This is a genomic window from Paenibacillus sp. IHBB 3054 (genome assembly GCF_051594305.1).
Taxonomy (GTDB): domain Bacteria; phylum Bacillota; class Bacilli; order Paenibacillales; family Paenibacillaceae; genus Paenibacillus_AQ.
Map to the genome: position 1 here is coordinate 190,434 of NZ_JBOFBG010000004.1, position 21,525 is coordinate 211,958.

At 48.3% G+C, this 21,525-nt stretch carries 17 protein-coding genes; 5 read left to right on the forward strand and 12 right to left on the reverse strand.

What is annotated here, in order from left to right:
• The first annotated feature begins 115 nt into the window (after positions 1–115).
• Positions 116–913, forward strand: a complete 798-nt coding sequence (locus ACQ76X_RS07615) for a YheC/YheD family protein (protein ID WP_341093042.1) — start codon at positions 116–118, stop codon at positions 911–913.
• A 139-nt stretch (positions 914–1,052) separates the two neighbouring features.
• Positions 1,053–1,643, forward strand: coding sequence for an AAA family ATPase (locus ACQ76X_RS07620; protein ID WP_341378542.1), 591 nt, complete (start codon positions 1,053–1,055; stop codon positions 1,641–1,643).
• Between the two features lie 83 nt (positions 1,644–1,726).
• Here the strand turns inward: ACQ76X_RS07620 and ACQ76X_RS07625 are convergent, their stop codons facing one another.
• A complete protein-coding gene (locus ACQ76X_RS07625) occupies positions 1,727–2,548 on the reverse strand; it encodes an AraC family transcriptional regulator (protein ID WP_438492720.1) in 822 nt (273 codons plus the stop codon).
• Between the two features lie 165 nt (positions 2,549–2,713).
• Here ACQ76X_RS07625 and ACQ76X_RS07630 point away from each other — a divergent pair, with 165 nt between their 5' ends.
• Positions 2,714–5,827, forward strand: a complete 3,114-nt coding sequence (locus tag ACQ76X_RS07630; RefSeq protein WP_438492722.1) for a glycoside hydrolase family 2 TIM barrel-domain containing protein — start codon at positions 2,714–2,716, stop codon at positions 5,825–5,827.
• Positions 5,828–5,986: 159 nt separating this feature from the next.
• On the forward strand, positions 5,987–6,622 hold the full coding sequence (locus ACQ76X_RS07635; protein WP_438492724.1) for an acetylglutamate kinase: 636 nt from the start codon (positions 5,987–5,989) through the stop codon (positions 6,620–6,622).
• 76 nt (positions 6,623–6,698) lie between these two features.
• Here the strand turns inward: ACQ76X_RS07635 and ACQ76X_RS07640 are convergent, their stop codons facing one another.
• The 9 genes from ACQ76X_RS07640 to ACQ76X_RS07680 form a co-directional block, all read right to left on the reverse strand.
• Positions 6,699–8,477: an ABC transporter ATP-binding protein gene (locus tag ACQ76X_RS07640; protein ID WP_438492726.1), complete on the reverse strand. Its 1,779-nt coding sequence runs from the start codon at positions 8,475–8,477 to the stop codon at positions 6,699–6,701.
• Positions 8,458–10,230, reverse strand: a complete 1,773-nt coding sequence (locus tag ACQ76X_RS07645) for an ABC transporter ATP-binding protein (protein ID WP_438492728.1) — start codon at positions 10,228–10,230, stop codon at positions 8,458–8,460. Before ACQ76X_RS07645 ends, ACQ76X_RS07640 begins: the two co-directional genes overlap by 20 nt.
• Entirely contained in the window at positions 10,227–10,679 is a 453-nt protein-coding gene (locus ACQ76X_RS07650) for a hypothetical protein (RefSeq protein WP_438492730.1), read from the reverse strand. Before ACQ76X_RS07650 ends, ACQ76X_RS07645 begins: the two co-directional genes overlap by 4 nt.
• 222 nt (positions 10,680–10,901) lie before the next feature.
• Entirely contained in the window at positions 10,902–11,780 is an 879-nt protein-coding gene (locus ACQ76X_RS07655) for a metal ABC transporter permease (protein WP_076109369.1), read from the reverse strand.
• A complete protein-coding gene (locus tag ACQ76X_RS07660) occupies positions 11,777–12,700 on the reverse strand; it encodes a metal ABC transporter permease (protein ID WP_342440174.1) in 924 nt (307 codons plus the stop codon). The genes ACQ76X_RS07655 and ACQ76X_RS07660 overlap by 4 nt, the downstream gene beginning before the upstream one ends.
• The gene (locus ACQ76X_RS07665; protein ID WP_342440173.1) at positions 12,700–13,428 is read right to left on the reverse strand and encodes a metal ABC transporter ATP-binding protein; all 729 of its coding nucleotides are present in this window, start codon (positions 13,426–13,428) and stop codon (positions 12,700–12,702) included. The genes ACQ76X_RS07660 and ACQ76X_RS07665 overlap by 1 nt, the downstream gene beginning before the upstream one ends.
• 1 nt (position 13,429) lies before the next feature.
• Positions 13,430–14,395 (reverse strand): metal ABC transporter solute-binding protein, Zn/Mn family, encoded by a 966-nt coding sequence (locus ACQ76X_RS07670; protein WP_438492732.1) that lies wholly within the window; start codon positions 14,393–14,395, stop codon positions 13,430–13,432.
• Positions 14,396–14,687: 292 nt separating this feature from the next.
• On the reverse strand, positions 14,688–15,461 hold the full coding sequence (locus ACQ76X_RS07675; protein ID WP_438492734.1) for a DUF817 domain-containing protein: 774 nt from the start codon (positions 15,459–15,461) through the stop codon (positions 14,688–14,690).
• A 144-nt stretch (positions 15,462–15,605) separates the two neighbouring features.
• A complete protein-coding gene (locus ACQ76X_RS07680) occupies positions 15,606–17,393 on the reverse strand; it encodes an ABC transporter substrate-binding protein (RefSeq protein WP_438492736.1) in 1,788 nt (595 codons plus the stop codon).
• A 112-nt stretch (positions 17,394–17,505) separates the two neighbouring features.
• On the opposite strand from ACQ76X_RS07680, the gene ACQ76X_RS07685 reads away from it, so the two are divergent.
• A complete protein-coding gene (locus ACQ76X_RS07685; protein ID WP_438492737.1) occupies positions 17,506–18,750 on the forward strand; it encodes an MFS transporter in 1,245 nt (414 codons plus the stop codon).
• A gap of 7 nt (positions 18,751–18,757) precedes the next feature.
• Here ACQ76X_RS07685 and ACQ76X_RS07690 read toward each other — a convergent pair whose 3' ends face one another.
• Both ACQ76X_RS07690 and ACQ76X_RS07695 read right to left on the reverse strand, forming a co-directional pair.
• A complete protein-coding gene (locus ACQ76X_RS07690; RefSeq protein WP_438492739.1) occupies positions 18,758–19,366 on the reverse strand; it encodes a hypothetical protein in 609 nt (202 codons plus the stop codon).
• Positions 19,367–19,381: 15 nt separating this feature from the next.
• Positions 19,382–21,361, reverse strand: a complete 1,980-nt coding sequence (locus tag ACQ76X_RS07695) for a sedoheptulokinase (protein ID WP_438492741.1) — start codon at positions 21,359–21,361, stop codon at positions 19,382–19,384.
• Between the last annotated feature and the right edge of the window lie 164 nt (positions 21,362–21,525).

The following is a 21,525-nucleotide window of genomic DNA, read 5'->3' on the forward strand; positions in this document are numbered from 1 at the left end:
TGACTTACATACGATATCCTATGTGCTGAAGGCTGCGGAATGATCCATTCCCGTAAGACAGGCAATATAAGTGTGTAAAGCTATACTTCCACTATTAGAACGAGGTGACCTGCTGATGCTGTCCAAGAAAGCCGCAACCACCAAAAAACCAATTACCATTGCAAGCAAATGGTCCAAAACAAAAATGCTGCTTAACCATTCACGGCTCCGCCAATTCGTGCCCGATAGCCGGATCTATTCGTATGAAGCCCTGCAGTCCATGCTTAACAAGCATAAGATGGTATATGTAAAGCCTGTCAAAGGAACCGGAGGAAATGGTGTCATTAAAGTTATTAAGTATAGTGAACATAAATATGCCTATCACGTAGGCGAGACTCCCCGTTATTTTAAAACTTACGGCGCTCTGTTCACTTCGCTAGGCAGCAGTAAATTAAAGCGTGAATATTTGGTTCAGCAAGGGATAAATCTGCTAACCTATCAGAATCGTATCTTTGATGTGCGCATTATGACGCAAATGAACAGCACGAACCATTGGGAATGTACCGGATATATCGGGCGAATGGCACATCCTAAGAAAATCGTTACGAATTTCCACAACAGCGGAAAACCGCTTCCTCTGGAAACGCTGCTTAGTCCTTACTTGCAAGGAGACAAGAAAAAAGACTATATCAAAGGATTAAAAGCTTTAGGGGATCAGGTGGCGAAAGAATTCCATAAAAACCACAGCGGATTTAAGGAAATAGGCCTGGATATTGGATTGGATTCTGCTTTGAAGCCATGGATTATTGAGGTAAATACCCGGCCGGATGCTTATATCTTTAATCAACTGAAGGATAAAACGATGTTCCGCAGAGTGATCTACCTTAAGAAGTGGCATAAATTATTGAATTCTGGCAAGAAAGTTGTCAAATAAGGTGAACACTACCGGGTATAAAAAAGGTTGAACTTGAGTGCTCTCTTTGGCTCTGTTCAACCTTTTTTTGGATTGCAAAAAATGATAGGATATACTGGTTGAGGTGTGAAATGAATCGGGATTTGAGGAGAGCAGAATGATGAATAAACTGGTTTTTTTTCTGGGACCGGCAGGTGCGGGCAAAACGACGCTGGCCAAAGCGGTAGCCTCGCGCCGCAAAGCCGCCTTCTTCGATATGGATATTCTGCTGCGGCCGGCGGCGGACGCCATCATGACCATGCATGGTCTGGACCCGACAGACAGAGATTCCGCAGAATATAAAAGACTTTGCCGCGACCTTGGTTACCGCATTACGATGGACGCCGCGCTTGATAATATCGGCCTGAATAGCGATGTATTCGTAGTTGGACCCTTTACCAAGGAAGCCGCCGACCCAGACTGGATTAGCAATGAGCTGTCCCGGATCGGTCTTACGCTGCCCGAGGTTGAGGTCAAGGTTGTCCTGGTCGGACTGGCCAACGAGGATTTATACCGGGAACGCATTCAAGGCAGGCACTCGTCTTTGGATGACTGGAAATTTCAGCATTGGCAGGAATTCCGGTCTTCGCTTGGCAGCCGCACTGTCGCGTGGCCGCTGCCCGCGTCGAATGTCGCAATGATCGACAACTCAAATCCGGAGATCGAAGATACAGTAAGGACAGTTGAGCATTTTATTTATGCAGCACAATGAGCAGACGAAAGGCAGCCGTGGGCTGCCTTTTTTTGTTATGCAGTATTCATGAAAGGTCCGATTATATTCACCTGCATTCACCTTTAATCCAAACCATGCAATCGTTTAAACTCCTCAGGCTTCATCCCTGTCACCCGTTTAAACACCGCACAAAAGTAGCTGGCATTCTCAAAACCGACATCCCGGGCAATTTCGTAGATTTTTTTACCGCGAACGTTAAACATTAATTGCTTGCTCCGGTTAATCCGCTGTTTATTAATGTACGTTACCGGCCGCTCATGAACCGTGTGCTGAAACAGCCGGCACAAATACTGCGGCGATACTGCGGCTACTTCTGCCAGTTCTTTTAACTGCAGCGGCCGGTGCAGATGGAGTTCTATATGCCGCAGGACGGGCTTAATCCGTTCCATTTCATCTTCCTCGTTGGAAGAAGGCAGCAGTTTGCGTTTCAGATCCAGCAGCAATGCGTAGAGCAGCTTGGAGCATTCCAGATCATCTTCAAGCGGATGTTCATTAGACAATAGAAGCATCTCCCGCAAAGGCTCCAAAAGTGCTTCGTCTCTTAATCTCCCGGGTCCAGACTCGCGTATTCCCGCGTACATCAGCATCTGGGCAGCTTCCCTGCCGCTAAATGAAATCCACGCCAGCTTCCACGCCCTGCTAATCGGAGTATAGAAATGCGGAATTTCAGGATATAGAAAAAACACTTCCCCGGGGCCTACGATGTAACTTTTGTCATTAATATTCAGTTCACCTTTGCCTTCAAGCACCTGATGCATCTGATAATCCGGAAAACCGGCCGGACGCAAAGTTTCGGCCTGATGCTCCCAATATCCGATGGTTGTGGCATATAAGGGCAGCAGCATCGTCTCATCAGTCTGGCAAAAAATCATTTTGCTTTTCACAAGGATTCTCCGTTTCTAATTGTTGCTTCTATATTAGCCTTCATTTCTAGCGAAAGAAAGCCCTATTTAGTTTCATATTGTGTTATTCGATAAGAATATCATTATATATACTCAGACTCTTTCTCATTCTATAATACGAATATAACAATATAAGGAGATGTTAAAGTGCGTAAGAAGCTAGTCTATCAGCCACCTGCCAACGGATATCCCGAATGGAATAACAATCCGGAGATTTTTCAATTGAACCGAATGGAAGCGCATGCTTCCATGATGTCTTTCCCGACTGCTGAGCAAGCACTCCAAGGAAATAAACAATCCTCCACTCGTTATCAATCGTTGAACGGCAATTGGAAATTTGCCTTTGCCGAAACTCCTGAGAAACGCAGCAAGGATTTCTATAAATCAGATTATGACAGCAGCAGTTGGGCGGATATTCCCGTTCCTTCCCATTGGCAATTTCAGGGCTATGACTACCCGCAATATACCAATGTGCGGTATCCTTGGGCAGAGTCAGAACCGGATTTGAAGCCCCCTTTTGCCCCTACTTTATATAATCCAGTAGGTTCCTATGTACGTACATTTGATGTACCGCAAGCTTGGGACGGCCAGCCTGTATTCCTCAGCTTCCAAGGTGTGGAGTCTGCTTTTTATGTATGGGTGAATGGAGAACTGGTCGGCTATGGTGAAGATACCTTTACCCCGTCGGACTTCGATATTACAGCTTATCTGCAAGCAGGAGAGAATAAGCTGGCCATTGAGGTGTACCGCTGGTGTGATGCGAGTTGGCTGGAAGATCAGGATTTCTGGCGGCTTAGCGGCATTTTCCGCGACGTTTATTTGTATACCGCACCTCCCGTACGTGTTGCCGACTTTTGGGCCCGGACCGATCTGGACAACGAGTTTGTGCATGCGGAGCTGAACGTGGACATCAAAGTGGAAGATTACTTTAGCCGCAAAGCTGGAGAATACTCGCTGCAAATGCAGCTTTATGACAACAATGGCCAAGGGGTCTGGGCTGCTCCGGTTGCTGCTGCAGTATCTTTTCAGGAAGGAGATTTGCAGCAGCTTAAACTGTCGGCACCTGTAGCTCAGCCTCATAAATGGAGTGCGGAGAAGCCATACCTTTACACCTTGGTGATCTCGCTAGTGGATGGTCAGGAGGCCGTTCAAGAGGCAGTCAGCACAAAGGTTGGCTTCCGCTCCTTCGAGATTAAAGACGGCTTAATGAAGATTAACGGGAAACGAATCGTACTGAAAGGCACTAACCGGCATGAGTTCTCTTGTGACACTGGGCGCGCATTGTCCGTAGAGGATATGATCCGCGATATTCATCTGATGAAATCCCATAACATTAATGCGGTACGGACCTCTCATTATCCCAATCAGTCAGTTTGGTATGAGTTGTGTGACGAATACGGTCTCTACGTAATCGACGAAACCAACCTGGAGACACACGGCAGTTGGCAATATGGACAACAAGAGCTGCATGAGGGGAATGTTCCCGCCAGCAAGCCGGAATGGCGCGCCAATGTCATCGACCGCTGTAATTCCATGATGCAACGGGACAAAAATCATCCATCCGTTATCATCTGGTCACTCGGCAATGAGTCCTTTGGCGGCGATAATTTTATTGCCATGCATGACTATCTGCGGGCAGCCGATCCTACCCGTCCTGTTCATTATGAAGGGATTTTTCATTACAGACCTTCGGAAGCGGCAAGCGATATCGAGTCTACGATGTATATTAAGCCTGCCGGCGTTGAACAATATGCGACAAACAATCCGCTGAAGCCTTATATCCTCTGTGAATACAGCCATGCAATGGGCAATTCCTGCGGCGGACTGCATCTCTACACCGATATGTTCGACAAATATGATGTGTTCCAAGGCGCATTCATCTGGGACTGGGTGGATCAGGCCATCCGTACTACAACTCCAGAGGGGATTGAATATCTGGCGTACGGCGGCGATTTCGGTGAATCCCCACATGACGGGAACTTTAGCGGCAACGGCCTGCTGTTTGCGGACCGGACTGTAACTCCTAAGCTGCTTGAGGTCAAAAAATGTTATCAGAATATAAAAGTCACCGCCCAGGATCTTCAGAAAGGTCTTTATGAAGTCCGCAATAACTTCTTATTTACGGATATCGAAGAATATGATTTACATTGGAAGATTGAATTGGAAGGCGTAATTTCGCAAGAGGGCTCTCTGCGGATTGCCGCTGCACCGGGAGAGACTGTCGATTGTGTCATTCCGTATGAGCTTAGTTCCATCGCCGATGATAAAGAAGCAGTGCTGACCTTGTCCTTCATTCAACCCGCTGCAGCAGCATGGGCAGATGCCAACCATGAGATTGCATGGGAGCAGTTCATTCTAGTTCCAAGAGTTGCAGGAAATCTTCCCGTTTCAGCAGGAGATCCCCTTCACATCACTGAGCAAGAGGAAGCATTGATCATTGCAGGAGCTGACTTTTCACTTTCTTTCAATTCGGCAACCGGAGATTTGTTCTCTTATCAAGTCCTGGGCAAAGAACGCCTGATTGAGCCTGCAAGACCGAATTTCTGGAGAGCCGTCACCGATAATGATCTTGGCAACCATCTGCAGGAACGTTCCGCAGTCTGGAGAAAGGCTTCCTATGAACGTAGCCTTGTTCAATTCACTACCCGGACTCAAGAGAATCTTTGTTTCGTATCGGCAACCTACTTGCTGCCCACCAATCCCGTATCCACTCTACTGGTCACCTATGAAATCCGTCCTGACGGATCAGTGGAGATTTCGCAGGAACTGAACCCGGGTAGCAGCTCGCTGCCGGAAATTCCCGAGTTCGGAATGCTGTTCGTGCTGAATGGAAGCCTGGACACTGTGTCATGGTACGGACGCGGACCACATGAGAACTATTGGGACCGGCAAACTGGAGCCCGTCTGGGACGCTTTAGCGGCAAAGTCAGTAAACAGTTCACTCCTTACCTCAAGCCACAGGAATGCGGGAACAAGACAGATGTCAGATATGCTTCAGTTACAGAAGGCAGCGATGGATCAGGGATCCATATCGAAAATGCAACATCGCTGGAAATCAATGTACTCCCTTGGAAACCAGAAGAACTGGAAGCCAGCGATCACGTCTATAAATTGCCGGCTTCGGATAAAACCGTGCTGAGGGTCAATTACAAGCAAATGGGTGTCGGCGGGGACGACAGCTGGGGTGCACCGACGCATGAACAGTTCACTCTGCTTGCAAACCGGCCGTACAGCTTCCGCTTTACGCTCGCTCGAATTTAATCTGCCATTGCAACAAAAAAGCGAGATTCCGCTCAGCGGATATCTCGTTTTTTTGTTTAGGGAAAACGTAAAAACCACCTTCTTTTGAAGCCGTTGGTGAACACATAGGCGGAATCCCCATACTATGGGGATATAAGTATTCAGGGGAGGTTAGATTGTATGTACTCTTATGGGGGCTTTGGCCCCTCCGGAAATAGAACGTCTTACGCATGGCCCAATTTGGCTCCTGCAAATGCAGGTCCACAGGTGATCTGCTTGACCAAAGCTCAGATTGAATTCAAAAACCATATGCGCTTATTATGGGAGCAGCATGTGGCTTGGACACGAATGGCTATCACCAGTCTTGTTTTCGGATTGCCCGATACCGTTGTGGTACTGGCGCGCCTCCTGCAGAATGCGCCGGATATGGGGAACGCGCTCAAACCATTTTACGGACAAAATATAGCAGACACATATGGTGCTCTTATCAAAGAGCATTTGGTGATCGCAGCCGATCTAGTAAAAGCTGCAAAGGCAGGCGATACAGCAGCAGCTGACGCGGCAGAGAAAAAATGGTACACGAATGGCGATCAAATTGTTGAATTCCTTGCCCGTATTAATCCATATTTTCCAAAAGAGGCGTTCAGGCAAATGTTCTATTCGCACCTGGCTCTAGTTAAAGCAGAAGCAGTATCGATGTTGAACAAGGACTACAAGATGAGTGTTCAGCTGTATGACCGTATCGAGCGTGAAGCGTTGATGATGGCGGATATGATAAGAAATTCCATACTCATCCAATTCCCGCAGAGGGTATAAACCGGATTATTGCTTCTTATGCTTAACAAAAGCCCTCAATGCTCCGCTTCAAGGCGGAAACCTGAGGGCTTCTTGGTTATACAGACTCCTGCATATTATGCTGAAAAAGTGTCCGATACAGCTCGTTGCGGCTCCATAATTCGCTGTGGCTTCCACGGTCCGCAATACATCCGTCTTCAAGCAGAATAATATGGTCTGCCCGCATCACAGAGGAAAGGCGGTGTGCGACGATAATCATCGTCCGCTCGCCAGATAGATTATCAAGCGTGCGGTTAATCTCGGTCTCGGATTCATGGTCCAGCATAGAGGTCGCTTCATCCAATAGGATGATCTCTGCTTTCGAAAGCAGAACTCGTGCCATAGCCAACCGCTGCTTCTGTCCGCCGGAGAGCTGGACGCCTTTTTCACCGATAACCGTGTCATAATTCTGCGGCAGCTTCGTGATGAATTCGTCCATATTTGCCAGACGGCAGGCAGCCCGTATCTCTTCTACCGTTGCCTTCGGCCGGGCAAGCCTTACATTGTCCTGTATCGACATATTGAATATGGCCGGGTCCTGCATCACTACGCCAAGGGTCCGGTGCAGCACCGTTTCATCCACGTCACGAAGCTCTTTGCCGGACAGCTGAATGTTCCCCTGCTCAGGTTCGTACATCCCTAACAATAGCTTCACAATAGTACTTTTCCCCGAACCGCTTCTGCCTACGATTGCTACTTTTGTACCGGCTTCAATATCAAAGGATACCCCTCGCAGAACCGTCTTCGTCATATCGCTGTATTTGAAAGATACATTGTTGAAGCTTAGGATACCCGACTTAGCTTGATTAGCTTCCTTTGAGCTGGTTGTGCTTGTTCTGCTGCGCTTGACAGGCGATTCTTCTAGAATATCCTGCACTTTCTCCAGACCTGGCAGTTCGGCAGTGAATTTCATATCAAGATCATTGATGATGCCGAGCTGCGTGAACATTTGCTCATAATACTTCATGAACACCAGCAGGCTTCCGATCGTCATCTCGCCATGCAGTATGAGCAGCCCCCCGATGAAATACAGGTTCATCCGCGTAATGAAGAAATCCTTAAAGGCTTGAAGCGCGCGGTTTCCGAACCAATACATATGCTGCTGGAAAAATGATTTACTGATGGCATGCCAATACTCGGTAAATTTCAGCGACATCCGCTTCTCCATATGATTGGCTTTGATCTCACGCCAGCCCTGAATGGCGGTCTGCAGCCAGCCTTCATACTGCCCATAGATATTCCGGTTGGTTTCAGCAGCTTTCCGGGCACCTTTGCCAAGTTTCCTGGTGATCCAGAAGGAGACCGGAACCATCAGCAGACCGAATAAAGCAAGCTTCCAGCTGAACCAGATCATCAGCCCTGCACCGACCAGTATCATTGCACAGCTATAAGCGTATTCCAGCGCCTGAACCTTGAACAAACGATTTACGGACTCTACATCCTGATCCATTCGGGCTTTCAGATCCCCCGTATTCATCTGTTCATATTTCCTGAACGGCAAACGCATATAACTGCTCCATACCGCAAGACGTACGGCGAAGGTCAGCCTGTTGGAAAGCTTGTTCCCGATTGCCGTTTGCCCCCCAAGAATAACTGTCTCTGCAATATAAATTGCGGCGTATCCCCCGCAGACATACCATAGCTTACTAAGGTTCTGCCCGACCATTACCTCATCCACGAGCAGCTTGAACAACAATGGCGTGATCATCCCCAGAGCAAGCAGCAGCACCTTAAAGACGATAAGGGACAGCCACTCCTTACGTTGGTTCGCCCATTGATCTTTAAACGCAAGGACCCACTGCAGCCTGATTCTGATGTTATGAAAAGACTTGTTCATCCGCTGTCCCCGCCCCGCTTTCCGAATATTGCTCATAAAAAAGCTGACGATACACGGCACTCTCCGCAAGCAGCTTGCGGTGATGATCGAAGGCGACGATGTGTCCATGATCGAGGACCGCCACCTTATCTGCGGCGATAATTGTTGAAAGCCGATGTGCAATAATTATCGTAGTTGCGTGTTCACCAAGATTTCCCCAGCTGGATTTGATGACATTCTCCGCTTCCCCGTCCAGTGCAGAAGTGGCCTCGTCAAAAACAAAGATGGGGTGCTGCTTCAAAAACGTCCGGGCGAGTGCAATCCGCTGTTTTTGTCCTCCGGACATGAAGATACCTGAACTTCCCCCTATGGTTGTATGCAGTCCCTGCGGAAGCTCACGCACATATTCGGCAATAAAAGCTTGCTCACAAGCATCCCATAATTCATGGTCAGTCCGGAATGAGCTTCCCCATAGCAAATTCTCCCGAACGGTCCCCTCAAAGAGAAAGGGCTCTTGAAAAGATACGCTGACAGCCTTGCGCAGCGATTTCAAATCACAGTCAAGAATGGAGGTGCCGTCAATGAGAATGTCTCCCCCGGAAGGCTTGTATAATCCGAGCAGCAGTGAAATAAGCGTGCTTTTGCCCCCGCCGCTTTTTCCTACAATGGCTACCGTTTGCCCGCCTTCTATCAGCAGGTTCACATTCTGCAGCACAGGTGTTTCCGGGCGGTAACCAAACAAAACATCCTTAAATTCGATCAAGCCCTTCGTTACCACAATCTTTGGTCCGCCCGGATTCTGATCCTCTTCCTCCTCTTGCAGCAGCTGGAACACGCGCTCAATCGAGACCTTGTTCTGCTGGATCCGGCTGTTGGCTCCGCTCATATTTTTCAGCAGCCCGCTGCCCTTGGAGAAATATTCAATAATGGCAATAAAAGCGCCAATCGTTAAGTGGCCGTTTACGATCATGAAGCTGGCAGTTATGTATAAGGTCAGATCGGAGCCCAGGGTGATTAGACTGACGGCTCGTTCTGAAACGAAATCGATCCGGCTGGATTGATTCTTGAGACGCATATATTTAATTAGATGACCCACAAAAACTCGTGTGCTGTATTTCCCGGCACCAAGCAGCCGGATATCGCGCAGCCCCGCCAGCATCTCGACACACCAGCTCATGAACTGGCCATACTGTTCACGCTGATTGGTGAGCCGGGATTTCATCGCCCGGCTGAAGCTCATGATGGTAAACACAACAACCGGAATTACAACAAGCATCAATAACCCCAAATACACATTGGCAATCATTACAAAAGCGATTGCCGTCACCATACGGATGCTGTTGGCCGTCAGGTAAAAAATATTCCAATGAATCAGATTCATGACTTCGTCAGCATCGCGGTTGATCACCGCCATAAGTTCGCCGGATTTACTCCGGGTGAAAAAGGCAGGCCGCAACGACATCAGCTTGTCATACAGCTTCTTCCGGATATCGAATGAAAATCTAGTAACCAGATACGACCACACACTGTTTAGAACGGTATGCAGCAGCTGCTCGGACAAAAAGATCATCCCATAACCGATGACGATAAAGATTAAGAATTGAAGATTCCGGTGATAGAATACCTCATCCACCAGCAATCCAAAGATAAAGGGATACACCATACCGATTACGGATGTTACCAGGATACAAATAAACAGATTGATAAAACTCCATTTATAATTGCGGATAATCGGCCAGAGAGTCTGAAGCTGGCTGCGCATCGAACGGTTCATTCCACCGCTCCCTTCTTAAACAGCTTGGCGAATACAGTTTCTTGGCCCTGGGGAAGCTCTACATAAACGGGCGGTTCAGCAGACTCCGCATCCGACTCCTTCTTGGCCCGTGTCCAATCTGAAGCAGTCACTTCAATTTCAAGCCTGTCTGCATCTGTTGATGAATCAATATTTAGAACGGTTCCTTCGTAACGATCTCCACTTTCCTTTATGTACCAGGTAATCTTGTCTTGCCTATGCAGTTCAGTATAATTGTTGTTCCCCTGCACAGTAATTAACGTTGACTCCCCTCTCTCCACAGGGGCACCAGTAACCGCCCAATAGCTCTGGATACGAATGCTGTTCATCAGAAGATACATCCCCACAGCCAATCCGACAATAATGAAGAGTGCCGCAATTGGCGTTTTGATAAACGTGAATGTATAGAGCTTCCATAGCCGTTTCTGCATAATCCACCTTCCAATTTAATTGATTTAATGAGAAAAATGTGGCCTAAATCCATATATTAGTGTAATGCTTGACAATCATTTTTGATAGTTATAATTCTGTGATAACCTTGTGAATTCGGTAGATTCGGTTGCTTCAACCTAAAAATCCCCGTTTTATCGCTCTTGAGCAATAAATGGGGATCTTCATATTCGTATGATACAAGCACGCAGTGCTGGCTTTTGTTATTCCTCGATCACTGCTGGAGCCCGGAAAAACCGGGACAACACGCCGCTTGACGGAGAACCCAGGAAGCTTGCTATAAATACAAGTCCGGTAGCAAAGGCCATGGAGCCTGAAATTGAGGTGTCCAGCCACACTGCAATATAGTAACCCGCGACTGCAGAGAGGACGCCAAAACCGGCGCTGAGCATCAGCATGACCGAAAGACGGTCTGTCCACAGATAAGCGGACGCAGCCGGGGTAATCAGCATGGCCACGACCATAATTGCGCCGACAGCATCAAATGAGGCCACCGTTGTTACCGATACAAGCGTCATGAACAGATAGTGCATCAATACGACCGGAAGTCCAAGACTGGCCGCAAGCGCCGGATCAAACGATGTAATCTTCCATTCTTTATACAATGCAAGAATAACAGCGAGTACAATAATGAGTACGATGAACAGCATTAGCGTTGCTTGAGGAACGGCACCTATCCAAGGCAGCTCCACTGTATTCCACGGAACAAATGTAATTTCACCCATCAATGCGTGTTTTACATCCAGATGCGCATTCCCTACCTTTGTTGCAATCAGAACAACACCGACTGCGAACAATGTGGTGAAGACTACACCAATGGAAGCATCCTGGGCTACGCCGCGGGAGTGCAGGAATTGGACCAGCATGGCTGTCAGCAGACCGGCGATGATGGAGCCGATCAGCATATGTCCGCCGCTCAGCTGCTTAGTGATCAGGAAGGCAACGACGATCCCCAGCAGCACACTATGGCTGATGGCATCCGCCATCATTGCCATTCGTCTAAGGATGAGGAACGTTCCAATTATCCCGCAGGTTAGGCCGACAAGTGAAGCTGTAAGCAATATCCAGGCTGTGTAGCTCATACCGCTTTCCCCTCCTCAGGCGTATGCAGATGGGCTGATTCCGCCGATTTTTTCTTTTGCGCCCGCAGGTGAAGAAGCTTCGCCAGCCAGCCTTTCTGAAAGCCAAAGACAAGCGACACAAGGAACAGCGAAGACGAGACCAGAACGATAAAGGGTCCTGTCGGCCAGCCTTTTCCCAGTGTGCTGACCCATGTTCCTGCGGCCCCGGCACCCCCGCCGAATACAGCGGAAATGATAAGCATCCGCTTGAAGGACTGGGTCCAGTATCGCGCACTTACCGGGGGAATAATCAGGAGAGCCGACATCAGAATGACGCCAACCGCCTGAATCCCGATGACAATAACAAGAATCAGCATGCTCATATACATCCCGTTCATCACCCGCCCGGACAAGCCCAGCCCCTTGGCAAAATCCGCATCGAACAGAAACAGCTTCCACTCCTTGAAACCGATCCATATGAACGCGATCACAATAAATGCCAGCACCAGCATGATCTTAACATCTTTACCGGTCATGGAAGCTGCCTGGCCAAATATGAAGGAATCCAGACCGCTCTGGCCTCCGCCTGCCGTCCGGTTCACAATGGACAATAGCATGATTCCAAGTCCGAAAAAGATCGACAGCACGATTCCCATCGCCGTATCCTCTTTAATTTTGGTGGACGATTGAATCCACTGGATAAAGAGGAAACCGAGCACTGCGCTTAGTGCCGCTCCGGCGATCATCGCCGGAACGCTTTTGACACCAACGATCGTAAAAGCAATCACAATTCCCGGCAAAGCCGCATGGGAAAGGGCGTCGCTCATCAGGCTTTGGCGCTTCCAGTACGCCAGACAACCGATCAACCCTGAGGCGATCCCAAGAATTAAAGTACTGAATAATACCCAGAGCGTGTTGGGTGAGATGCCGGTTATATCCATTAGGTGCCTCCGATCCAGCGAAGCGAACCTCCATAGGCACGGTACACTTGCTCTTGGGTAAACGCCTCACGGGTACTTCCGTGGGCCACAATCGTACGGTTCAACAGCAGCACGTGGTCGAAATACTCCTCTACCGTATGTAGATCATGATGCACGACCATCACTGTTTTGCCCTGCTCCTTCAATAGCTGGAGTGTCGTCATAATCGCCTTCTCCGTCGCGGCATCTACCCCGGCCAAGGGCTCATCCAGAAAATAAAGGTCAGAATCCTGTACCAGGGCCCTGGCCAGAAACACCCGCTGCTGCTGCCCGCCGGACAGCTGGCTGATCTGGCGGTGCGCGTAATCAGCCATCCCCATCTGGTCCAGGGCGTGTAATGCCTGCTGCCGGTGACTGGCTTTGGGCCATTTCAACCACCCGACTTTGCCATACAGCCCCATCATGACTACATCCAGCGCATCCGTCGGAAAATCCCAATCCACGGAGCCCCGCTGCGGCACATAACCGATACGTGATTTCACCTTGGAGAAGGCGGAGCCGTAAAAAGATACGCTGCCCGACAGCTTGGGATGCAGGCCCAGCATCACTTTGAGCAGGGTCGATTTCCCGGCACCGTTCGGGCCGATGATCGCCGTAAGCGTGCCGGGCTGCACCTTGAAGGAAACATCGTGCAGTACTTTATTTTGCCGGTAAGAGGCATTTAAGCCTTCTACTAGAACATCGCTCATCTTATTTCCCTCCCCCGCTGAGTGCAGTATAGATCGTTTCCACATTATGTTTATACATTCCCAGATAAGTACCCTCAGCGGTATCCGCATTGCCCATGGCATCGGAGAACAGTTCGCCGCCGAGCTTGACCTCCAGCCCCTTGCTCTTGGCTCCTTCAATCACAGCCTCTATGGATTTCGGGTTAATACTGCTTTCTACGAATACGGCAGGAATTTTGTTCTGAATCAGCAAGTCAATGGTATCGTTAATATCAGAGACGCCAAATTCATCCTCTGTACTCAGTCCCTGCAAGCCTATTACCTCAATACCATTTGCCCGGCCAAAATAGCTGAATGCATCATGCGCGGTAACCAGTGTCCGCTGGGCTTCAGGAATCTGTGCTAATTTGGCTTTTGAATCCGTGTTCAGCGCATCCAGCTCTGCGAAGTATTTCGCTTTATTGCTCTCAAAATATTCTGCATGCTCCGGAGCCAGCTTCTTCAGCTCCTCTGCTGCATTGCCGAGAGCCTGCTTCCAGAGGTCAATATCAAACCACACATGGGGGTCCGTGTCTCCCAGTTCATTTTTGAGCAGCTGGTCTTCCGGGATACTCTCAGCTATCGCTACCGTCGGCCTCGTTTTGCCGATCTCTTGGAACACCTCATGCATTTGGCCCTCCAGATGCAAGCCGCTGTATAGGACCAGATCTGCACCGCCCAGCTTGGCTATATCTCCTTGAGTGGCATTATACAGATGGGGATCCACACCCGGTCCCATAAGACTCTGTACCTGTACTTTATCTCCGCCAATAATCGTTATAGGCTCTGCAATCTGTGAAATGGTCGTAACCACAGCAATGGTGTCTCTGTCTGTCCCTTCTGCTGCGTTCCCGCTCTCCTTCTCATTACAGGCCGTGATTACAAGTGTCAAAGACAGCAATGCACCCACACCTAATTTTCTCGTTCTCTCCGCCCACAGGTTCCTCATTTGTTTCTCCTCCTGGTTCATAGAATAGATAAGATTCAATAATGTGCATTAAGGAAAATATGTTTCCCTGATGAAACTTATTTATATATATAAAAATAAAGGCATTTGTTTCTAATGTCAAACTAATTTTCACTAGGGAAAGAATTATGTAATAATAATCCAGCTTGTACTCATGCACTGCGTTACCTGAACACAACAAAAAACAGCGGCAGCCATGGACGAGAATATTGTCCTGGACTGCCACTGTTTTATTGTACTATCGTGTCCCGTTTGCTTAATCTTAGCTGGACCCTTACCCTTTTGTAATACGGTTCGCTTTAACATGTTTTAATTGGGCCACAATAATAACGCTGATGATCACCAGTAGGAACCACGAGCTGATCTTACTGAAGCTAACCACTTGCCAGGCTTGGTACTGGTCAGGATATTTCCAGGCATTAAAGAAAGTAGCTATATTTTCGGCTAACCAGATAAAAAAACCTACGATGAAAAAAGCCAGTGTCAAGGGCATTCGATAAGTAACGGTCCGTACCCGATAGATGATCCAGGTTTTCCAAAAAACAATGAGCACAAGCGCCGTCAGCCACCAGCGAAAATCAGGAATAAAATGATGTGTGAAAAAGTTCAGATAGATGGCTACTCCCAGTAATCCCGCAGAAGTAAGCCCCGGCCAGCCGGTCATGTCCATCTTCAGTCTACGCCATACCTGGCACATAAAACTTGCAACACTTGCATACATAAAACCGCTATAGAGCGGTACACCGAATATTTTCGTAAGCCCGGGCTCCGGGTATGACCATGATCCCATACTCACCTTATATATTTCCAGCAACAGTCCAATACAGTGAAATATACAGATCACTTTAATCTCATCCCATGTCTCTAATCCACTGCGGTACATGAGGTACTGCACAGTAAGCAACACGAAAAGAATGGCATCATAACGGTAAACGAAAGGCACATCTATTACACCGGAAAGAGCTAAGGTCCCAAAGATCGCAATAGGAAAAATGCAGCTCATCGCCTGATGATAGCCAAAATGCAGAAGTTGTGTTATTGGTTTCAATGATGTTATCTCCTCACCGGCAGCTTTAGCCTTCCTTTTTTATTGAAGTATTACCGTTTTGAATTTAACATATAATTTATCGTTTTACAATATATTTTGAATGTTTTATGATAGAATAAACCTTCCTGAACCTATTATATATTCTTACTCAATCCATATTTCCTTGTAGTTGATTTTGCCCCAGGCATTCATCTCGATCCCGTGCAGCGACTTCTCATGCCCGACTGTCTGCACACTATGATACATAAAAAGCACACTGCACTGCCGCTTCAGCTCCGCCTCGATCCTACGCAAAATCTGCATTCTCTGCTCCGGATCGGCAGTTTCCAGAGCTTCCCGGATTCGTCCATCGACTTTTGCCAACGTGGCAGCATCTAAATGGTTGCGGATATAACCGTTAGGAGACCGGTACATCTCAATTAATGCAATCGAGGGCTGCCCGCCCAGCACTTCGCCAACGAAGATCATATCTGCCTGCACAATCACCCCGGCTTGCGACAGTTCCAGAATAGGCAGCACATTTATTTCCACCTTAACGCCCAGCTTGCCGCACTCCTGCCGGATCCAGCGCACATCCTCTTCATTGCTGAAGTACTCATAGGTGTACAGCTGCAAGACTTCTCCGGCATAAGTAGAGGATCGCAGCAGTTCTTTGGCTGCATCCAAATCAGTGCCATTCCCATATGCGGGGTCATTCCACCCGGGATCAAAACCTGAAGAAGTCACGGCTCTTTTCCCCTGCAGCTCCCGAATCATTTGCTTCCGGTCCAGCGCAAGATGAATCGCCTCCCGTAATCGCCTGTCTTGCACTACTCCGTCTTTGGACAAATTGAACGTTAGCAAAGTACTGCCCAGCTCATATTGGTTCAATGTCCGGTCAGAATCCCCCTTGCTAAGCGCTTCAAAATACAGCAGCTGTGTTTGATCCGAAGACCGCTCCCTGCTCCGCAGCTGTTCTTCGTAATTAGGCCACACCCACATTTCAATCCTGTCCAAGAAAGGCCGTCCATTAAAATAACGTTCATTGGCTTCCAGCACCAGGATGGATTCGTTATTCTCCGTCATTTGAAATGGGCCGGTGCCCACTGGCAGCCTGGCGAAGTCATGTCTCGCAGCTATCTGCTCCAAATCATTCGGGATGATTGAAAATCTTTCGGTGGCTATAAAATGCGCAAACAGCGCATTCGGCTCAGACAGCTGGAAACAAACACAATACGTACTCTTCATCTCCACCTGCAGCACACTTTGTGCCAGAAAATCGCCGGCACTCCAGTTCCTGATACGCTCGAAAGTAAACCTCACATCCTCCGCCGTCAGCCTTTTACCATGATGGAACGTCACGCCCTTGCGCAAATAAAAGGTCCAGCGGCTTTTCGTTTCGTCACACTCCCAGTGATGGGCAAGTCCAGGCTTCAGGGTCTGCTGCTGCGGATCGTATTCCACCAATGTATCAAACAACTGGCGGATCATATGTGCCTCCGTTCTCCGGACAACTGTCAGCGGATCAAGATCAGGCACGGGCCTGTAAAAGGGAAACCGCAGCACATCCTCATCACTCCGCTGTTTATGCATGCCAAACTGGTCACCAAGCCAGCTGTGGAACTGCGTATGCAGAGATTCGCTACTACTGGCCTGCAGACATTCGAAGGCTTCACGAATCCGGCCTTGCTGCGCCCGTCTGCGCGCTTTTTCCAGTATCAGCTCTTCTTTGTCCCGGAGAAGTACAAGCTGTGAAGTATTCCCCCTGCCCAGTCCCGATTTCCAGTCAATATAGCCATGCTCCTTCAACTTCTGGACGAGAAATTGCGTATTGCGGCGCGTGCAGTCAAAGATAACCGACAGCTCATCCATTGACACGGGAAACCAGGTTTTATCCGGTTTTAACTCATATTGTTTATGCAGCGTTAAGTAATGATCTTCAATATCCATCATCGTCACTCCTCTAAAAGGCGAAATCAATAAATTAACTTTTCTATTTTACTACCACTTTTGTAAAAGTATAATTTGAGTCATTACATCCGTAAAGAGGAGCGTGTATGAACTAATGTCATCCAACATAACGCAAGCACAGCCGGAGATATCCATTTGGCGCAGTCCGGCTTTTATGATTTTACTTGGGACAGGTGCGATCATGGCGCTGGGGAACAAGATCTATGAGCTGGCCCTACCGCTCATTTTGTATGATCTCACGAAGTCCTCCGTGGTTATGTCGACGATGCGGGGCATTGAATTCCTGCCGAATTTGCTGCTCGCGATGTTCATTGGCGTCCTGGTAGACAGGGTACATAAGAAAAGGTGGTCTTTAACGGCTATTCTGCTGCAGATCGTAATTCTTGCGGGGTTGTACGCGGCTATCGAAATGGGGAGTCATTCTCTTTGGCTGTTGTACATTGCGGGTTTTCTGCTGATGACCTTTGGGTATGCCTATTCTAACGCCCGGGTTGCCATGGTGAAGCAGTCGCTTCCCAAGTCCATGCTCACCCCGGCAAATGCTTCCTACAATTTCGTGACGACCTTTGTCGGGATCACCGGACCCGTATTAAGCGGCTTATTGCTCATCCTACCCAATCTCCATCTATCTCTGCTGATTACGGCGGTTGCTTTCACCTTGGCCTTCATTACACTTTCCTGTATTCGAACCCATGAAGAGACCGCATCGCCTTCTTCGAAGCGAGACGGGTTCTGGAAAGAGCTGCATGCAGGCTGGATTGAATTACGCACGAACCGGTTATTATGGACGATGACGATCGCCGTTATTTTTCTGAACAGCACTTCCGGGATGGTGGATACGACAATTATCTTTTTTGCAAAAGATGAACTGAAGCTCGGGAATGCGCTACTTGGCCTCGTTTTCTCGGCTGCTGGAATCGGAGGACTGGCAGGAAGCCTGCTGATCAGTAAATTGCGGGGTTATTTCACAGTTGGACAGCTGATTACGTTATCCAGTTTATGCGTCGGGTTGACGAGTATCATCTTTTATTGGTCGCACTCTGCTTATGTACTTGCCTTCGGTCTGTTTCTATACGGTTTGTTTGAGACGATAAGCACGGTAAGCATCTGGACGTTCCGCCAGGAGACAACACCTTATCAGCTAATTGGCCGGGTCAGCGGAATTACGGGATCAATCTTCAAGCTGGGGATGCCCTTCGCCATTATAGCGTCGGGCTGGATCTCCGAGCTGTCGGGGCCACGCACGGTGTTCCTGATTACGATAGGCATAAATATGCTTATATTCGCAGTTTGTCTGTTTAGTCCATTATGGAAACATCGCGGGGCGATAAAGGGATAAATCAGCATCATTTCACGCTAAAAACAATTTCAGTACCTGTCTCTTTGTTCTTGAATGGTCCGATGTATTCCTTAAATGCAAGGTCTATCCCTGATAAATCGTCAGGCAGCGGAGGGGAGACCACATAATTATAAGCGGCATGCCCCGTTGAACTACCGCCATCTGACATTCGGCAGTCATAAGCTTCACCCAGATCAAGTTCAAAATGTTTGTGATGTTTGTAGGAATGTCTGATCAGATCATCTACAGTGACATCCCAATCTATATTGAATGTAATTACGCTGGCATTGCTGTATTGCCGCATGGAAGTCAGTGTATAGAAATACTCACCCTGCTCAATGGACTGAAGCACAGGAATATGTTTTCTGAATCCGGAAGGCTCAATCAAGGGTTTAAAATGCTCTTCACTTAACAAGGTTCCGAATACTGATTTTAACAAATCCTCGTAGAGTTCGAAATCCGCCGCCCATCTAGAGATTTGCTCTAAGGGCGGAAACCCCGGATTATTGCCGGAGATATCTTTCCGCTGCTTGATTAGTGCACACATTTTCTCGTCAATATCAGTGATCCGCGTATCATAATGTTCGGTTGGACGTTCAAATGGCATCCGTCTCATCGTTAGCCTCCCTTTTTATAGAACAAATACTGACACCGATTCAAAATACAGCAGCCGTTTCTCATCCTCATAAATATCGGGAGGAAGCGACAAATACTCTTCTGTAAGCAGGTCCGCTTCGCTAAGGGCATTGGACCGCCATAACGTCAGACCAAGCTGCGGAAAAGTATAGGTGCATCCGGTATCCGCAGGATTCCGTTCATAGGGAGATAATTGATCCAGAATAACTGCCAGCTTCTCAGCCATGGTAGCAAATAGATCAATCCCGGCAAAACTGCAGGTCCACTCTTCCCCAGAATTGGCGATTTCGATGAATACCGCCGATCCGGCGTCGTTGTATTCTACTTTATAAAATATCGGGAAGTCCGCCGCGGCTTTCGCGATCTCCGCCTCGGTCATTCCCAATCGCAGCGGGCCAATGGATTGCCCGGGTAGTACAGGGATTAGCCCGGGAGCTGATTCCATTGAATCTGCACTCTGCGTGAACGAAATTTGTGCACGCCCTGCTTGTTCGGCATCACTAATTAGCGGTGTAACTGATTCGTGTGGCTCTGGAGCAGACAAACCATATTTGTCCATCAGGCGAAGTTTATCCTTGCTGCTTATCTCTACCTCGCAGGTTTGATTGCTTTGTTCCAACGTAATGTATTCTCCGGCTTCTCTGAAGCTGCTTAGGTAACCTGATCCTACCGCTGCGCATAATGCCGCACCCACTGCCGCTTCTTCCTGTGAGCTACTCAGACTAAAAGGAAGCCTGAACGCCGACCGGACTTTGGCACATAATACTGTGTTGGCACGCAGTGCGTTACCAGAGCCGACTATATAATCGTAGGTTCTGCCGGTTTTCATCCCAAGAGCCGTATAGAATACGTGCAACTCATCAACCATCCCCTCCAGAAAGGCATGGGCAAGTTTGCCGGGAGTGAAATTGTCCAGCGAAATGCCTTCCATGCTTCCGCGCGTACTAGGGTTTGATCGGGTTCCAAGGAATTGTGAGTGTACCGTTAACCCCTGGCTACCCGCCGGATTATCCTTCAACAGCCGATCCATTATACTGTAAACCTCTTCCGCTGGTTCTCCGGTATAAGCTTCGATGATTTGCCGGAAAAAATGCTCCAAAAGAGCGTAGGATTTGCCTCCGCTGAGTGCAACACCTACCATGAGCACACCACCGCCGGGATAAGGCCGCATTTCCATTCCATCTAATTGCTCCATACCCTCCGGCAGCAGCACCGACAACTGGCTACCTGTTCCAATGTTCAGCAACAGCGATCGGTCGGGAGCCGGAACACTTCCCAGAAAGCTTGCCTGATTATCTCCGAGCGAGGTGTATACAGGAATTCCGTGAGACGTGAGTCCTACTACCGTTCCTGAGGGTACAACCGGTGGCAGCACCTTCGGATCAATTCCTGCCTCAGCAAGGGCTGTCCGGTCAAAATCATTTAGAAGGAAGCTGTAGCAGCCAATCGCAGCAGCTTGTGTTGCGTCGATTTTTGGCACATCGCACCCTGCTAACCTTAATGCCACATAATCGGCAATCGTACAGAAGCTGGAGGCATCATTCGGAACAAGATCATGCAGCAGGTTATAATAGTGTGTTGCCATCCCGTAGCCTGGAGCGACCGGGTAGCCGGTCGATTCACTCAGCTTCTGCACATAAGAAAGCGAAGCATCGTAAGGAAGCCCCCCTCTGCCATCTTGCCAAGTATAAAGCGGACTGACATGTTGCCCATTTCTATTTATATATAGGATACCGTGCATTTGTCCAGTCAGGCCTATCCCGGACACATCCGGTTCCCATGATACCAGTTGCTCCAGAATATCTTCCACTTGCAGGAGAATTCTTTCAGGGTCCTGCAGCCTTTCCCACTCTGCCGAGCCAGTAGGGGTATTTCCTCCCTCATCCGAAAGGGTATGAAGCACTGTTCGCTGCTCCAGATCATACACCAATCCGGAAATTGAAGTCGTTCCGATATCCAGTCCGATATACTTCACAATTGCTCTCTTCCTTCCCTGTAAACTCCATAATTATTTCCAGAATAACATAAAGCAGATAACATGCAAATAAACCTGAGGAAGTGATCCACAGGTACAGCACAGTGATTCTGCATAAACTGGATACCTTTAAAAGATACTAGCGTTTGGAAGATATTCGCGAC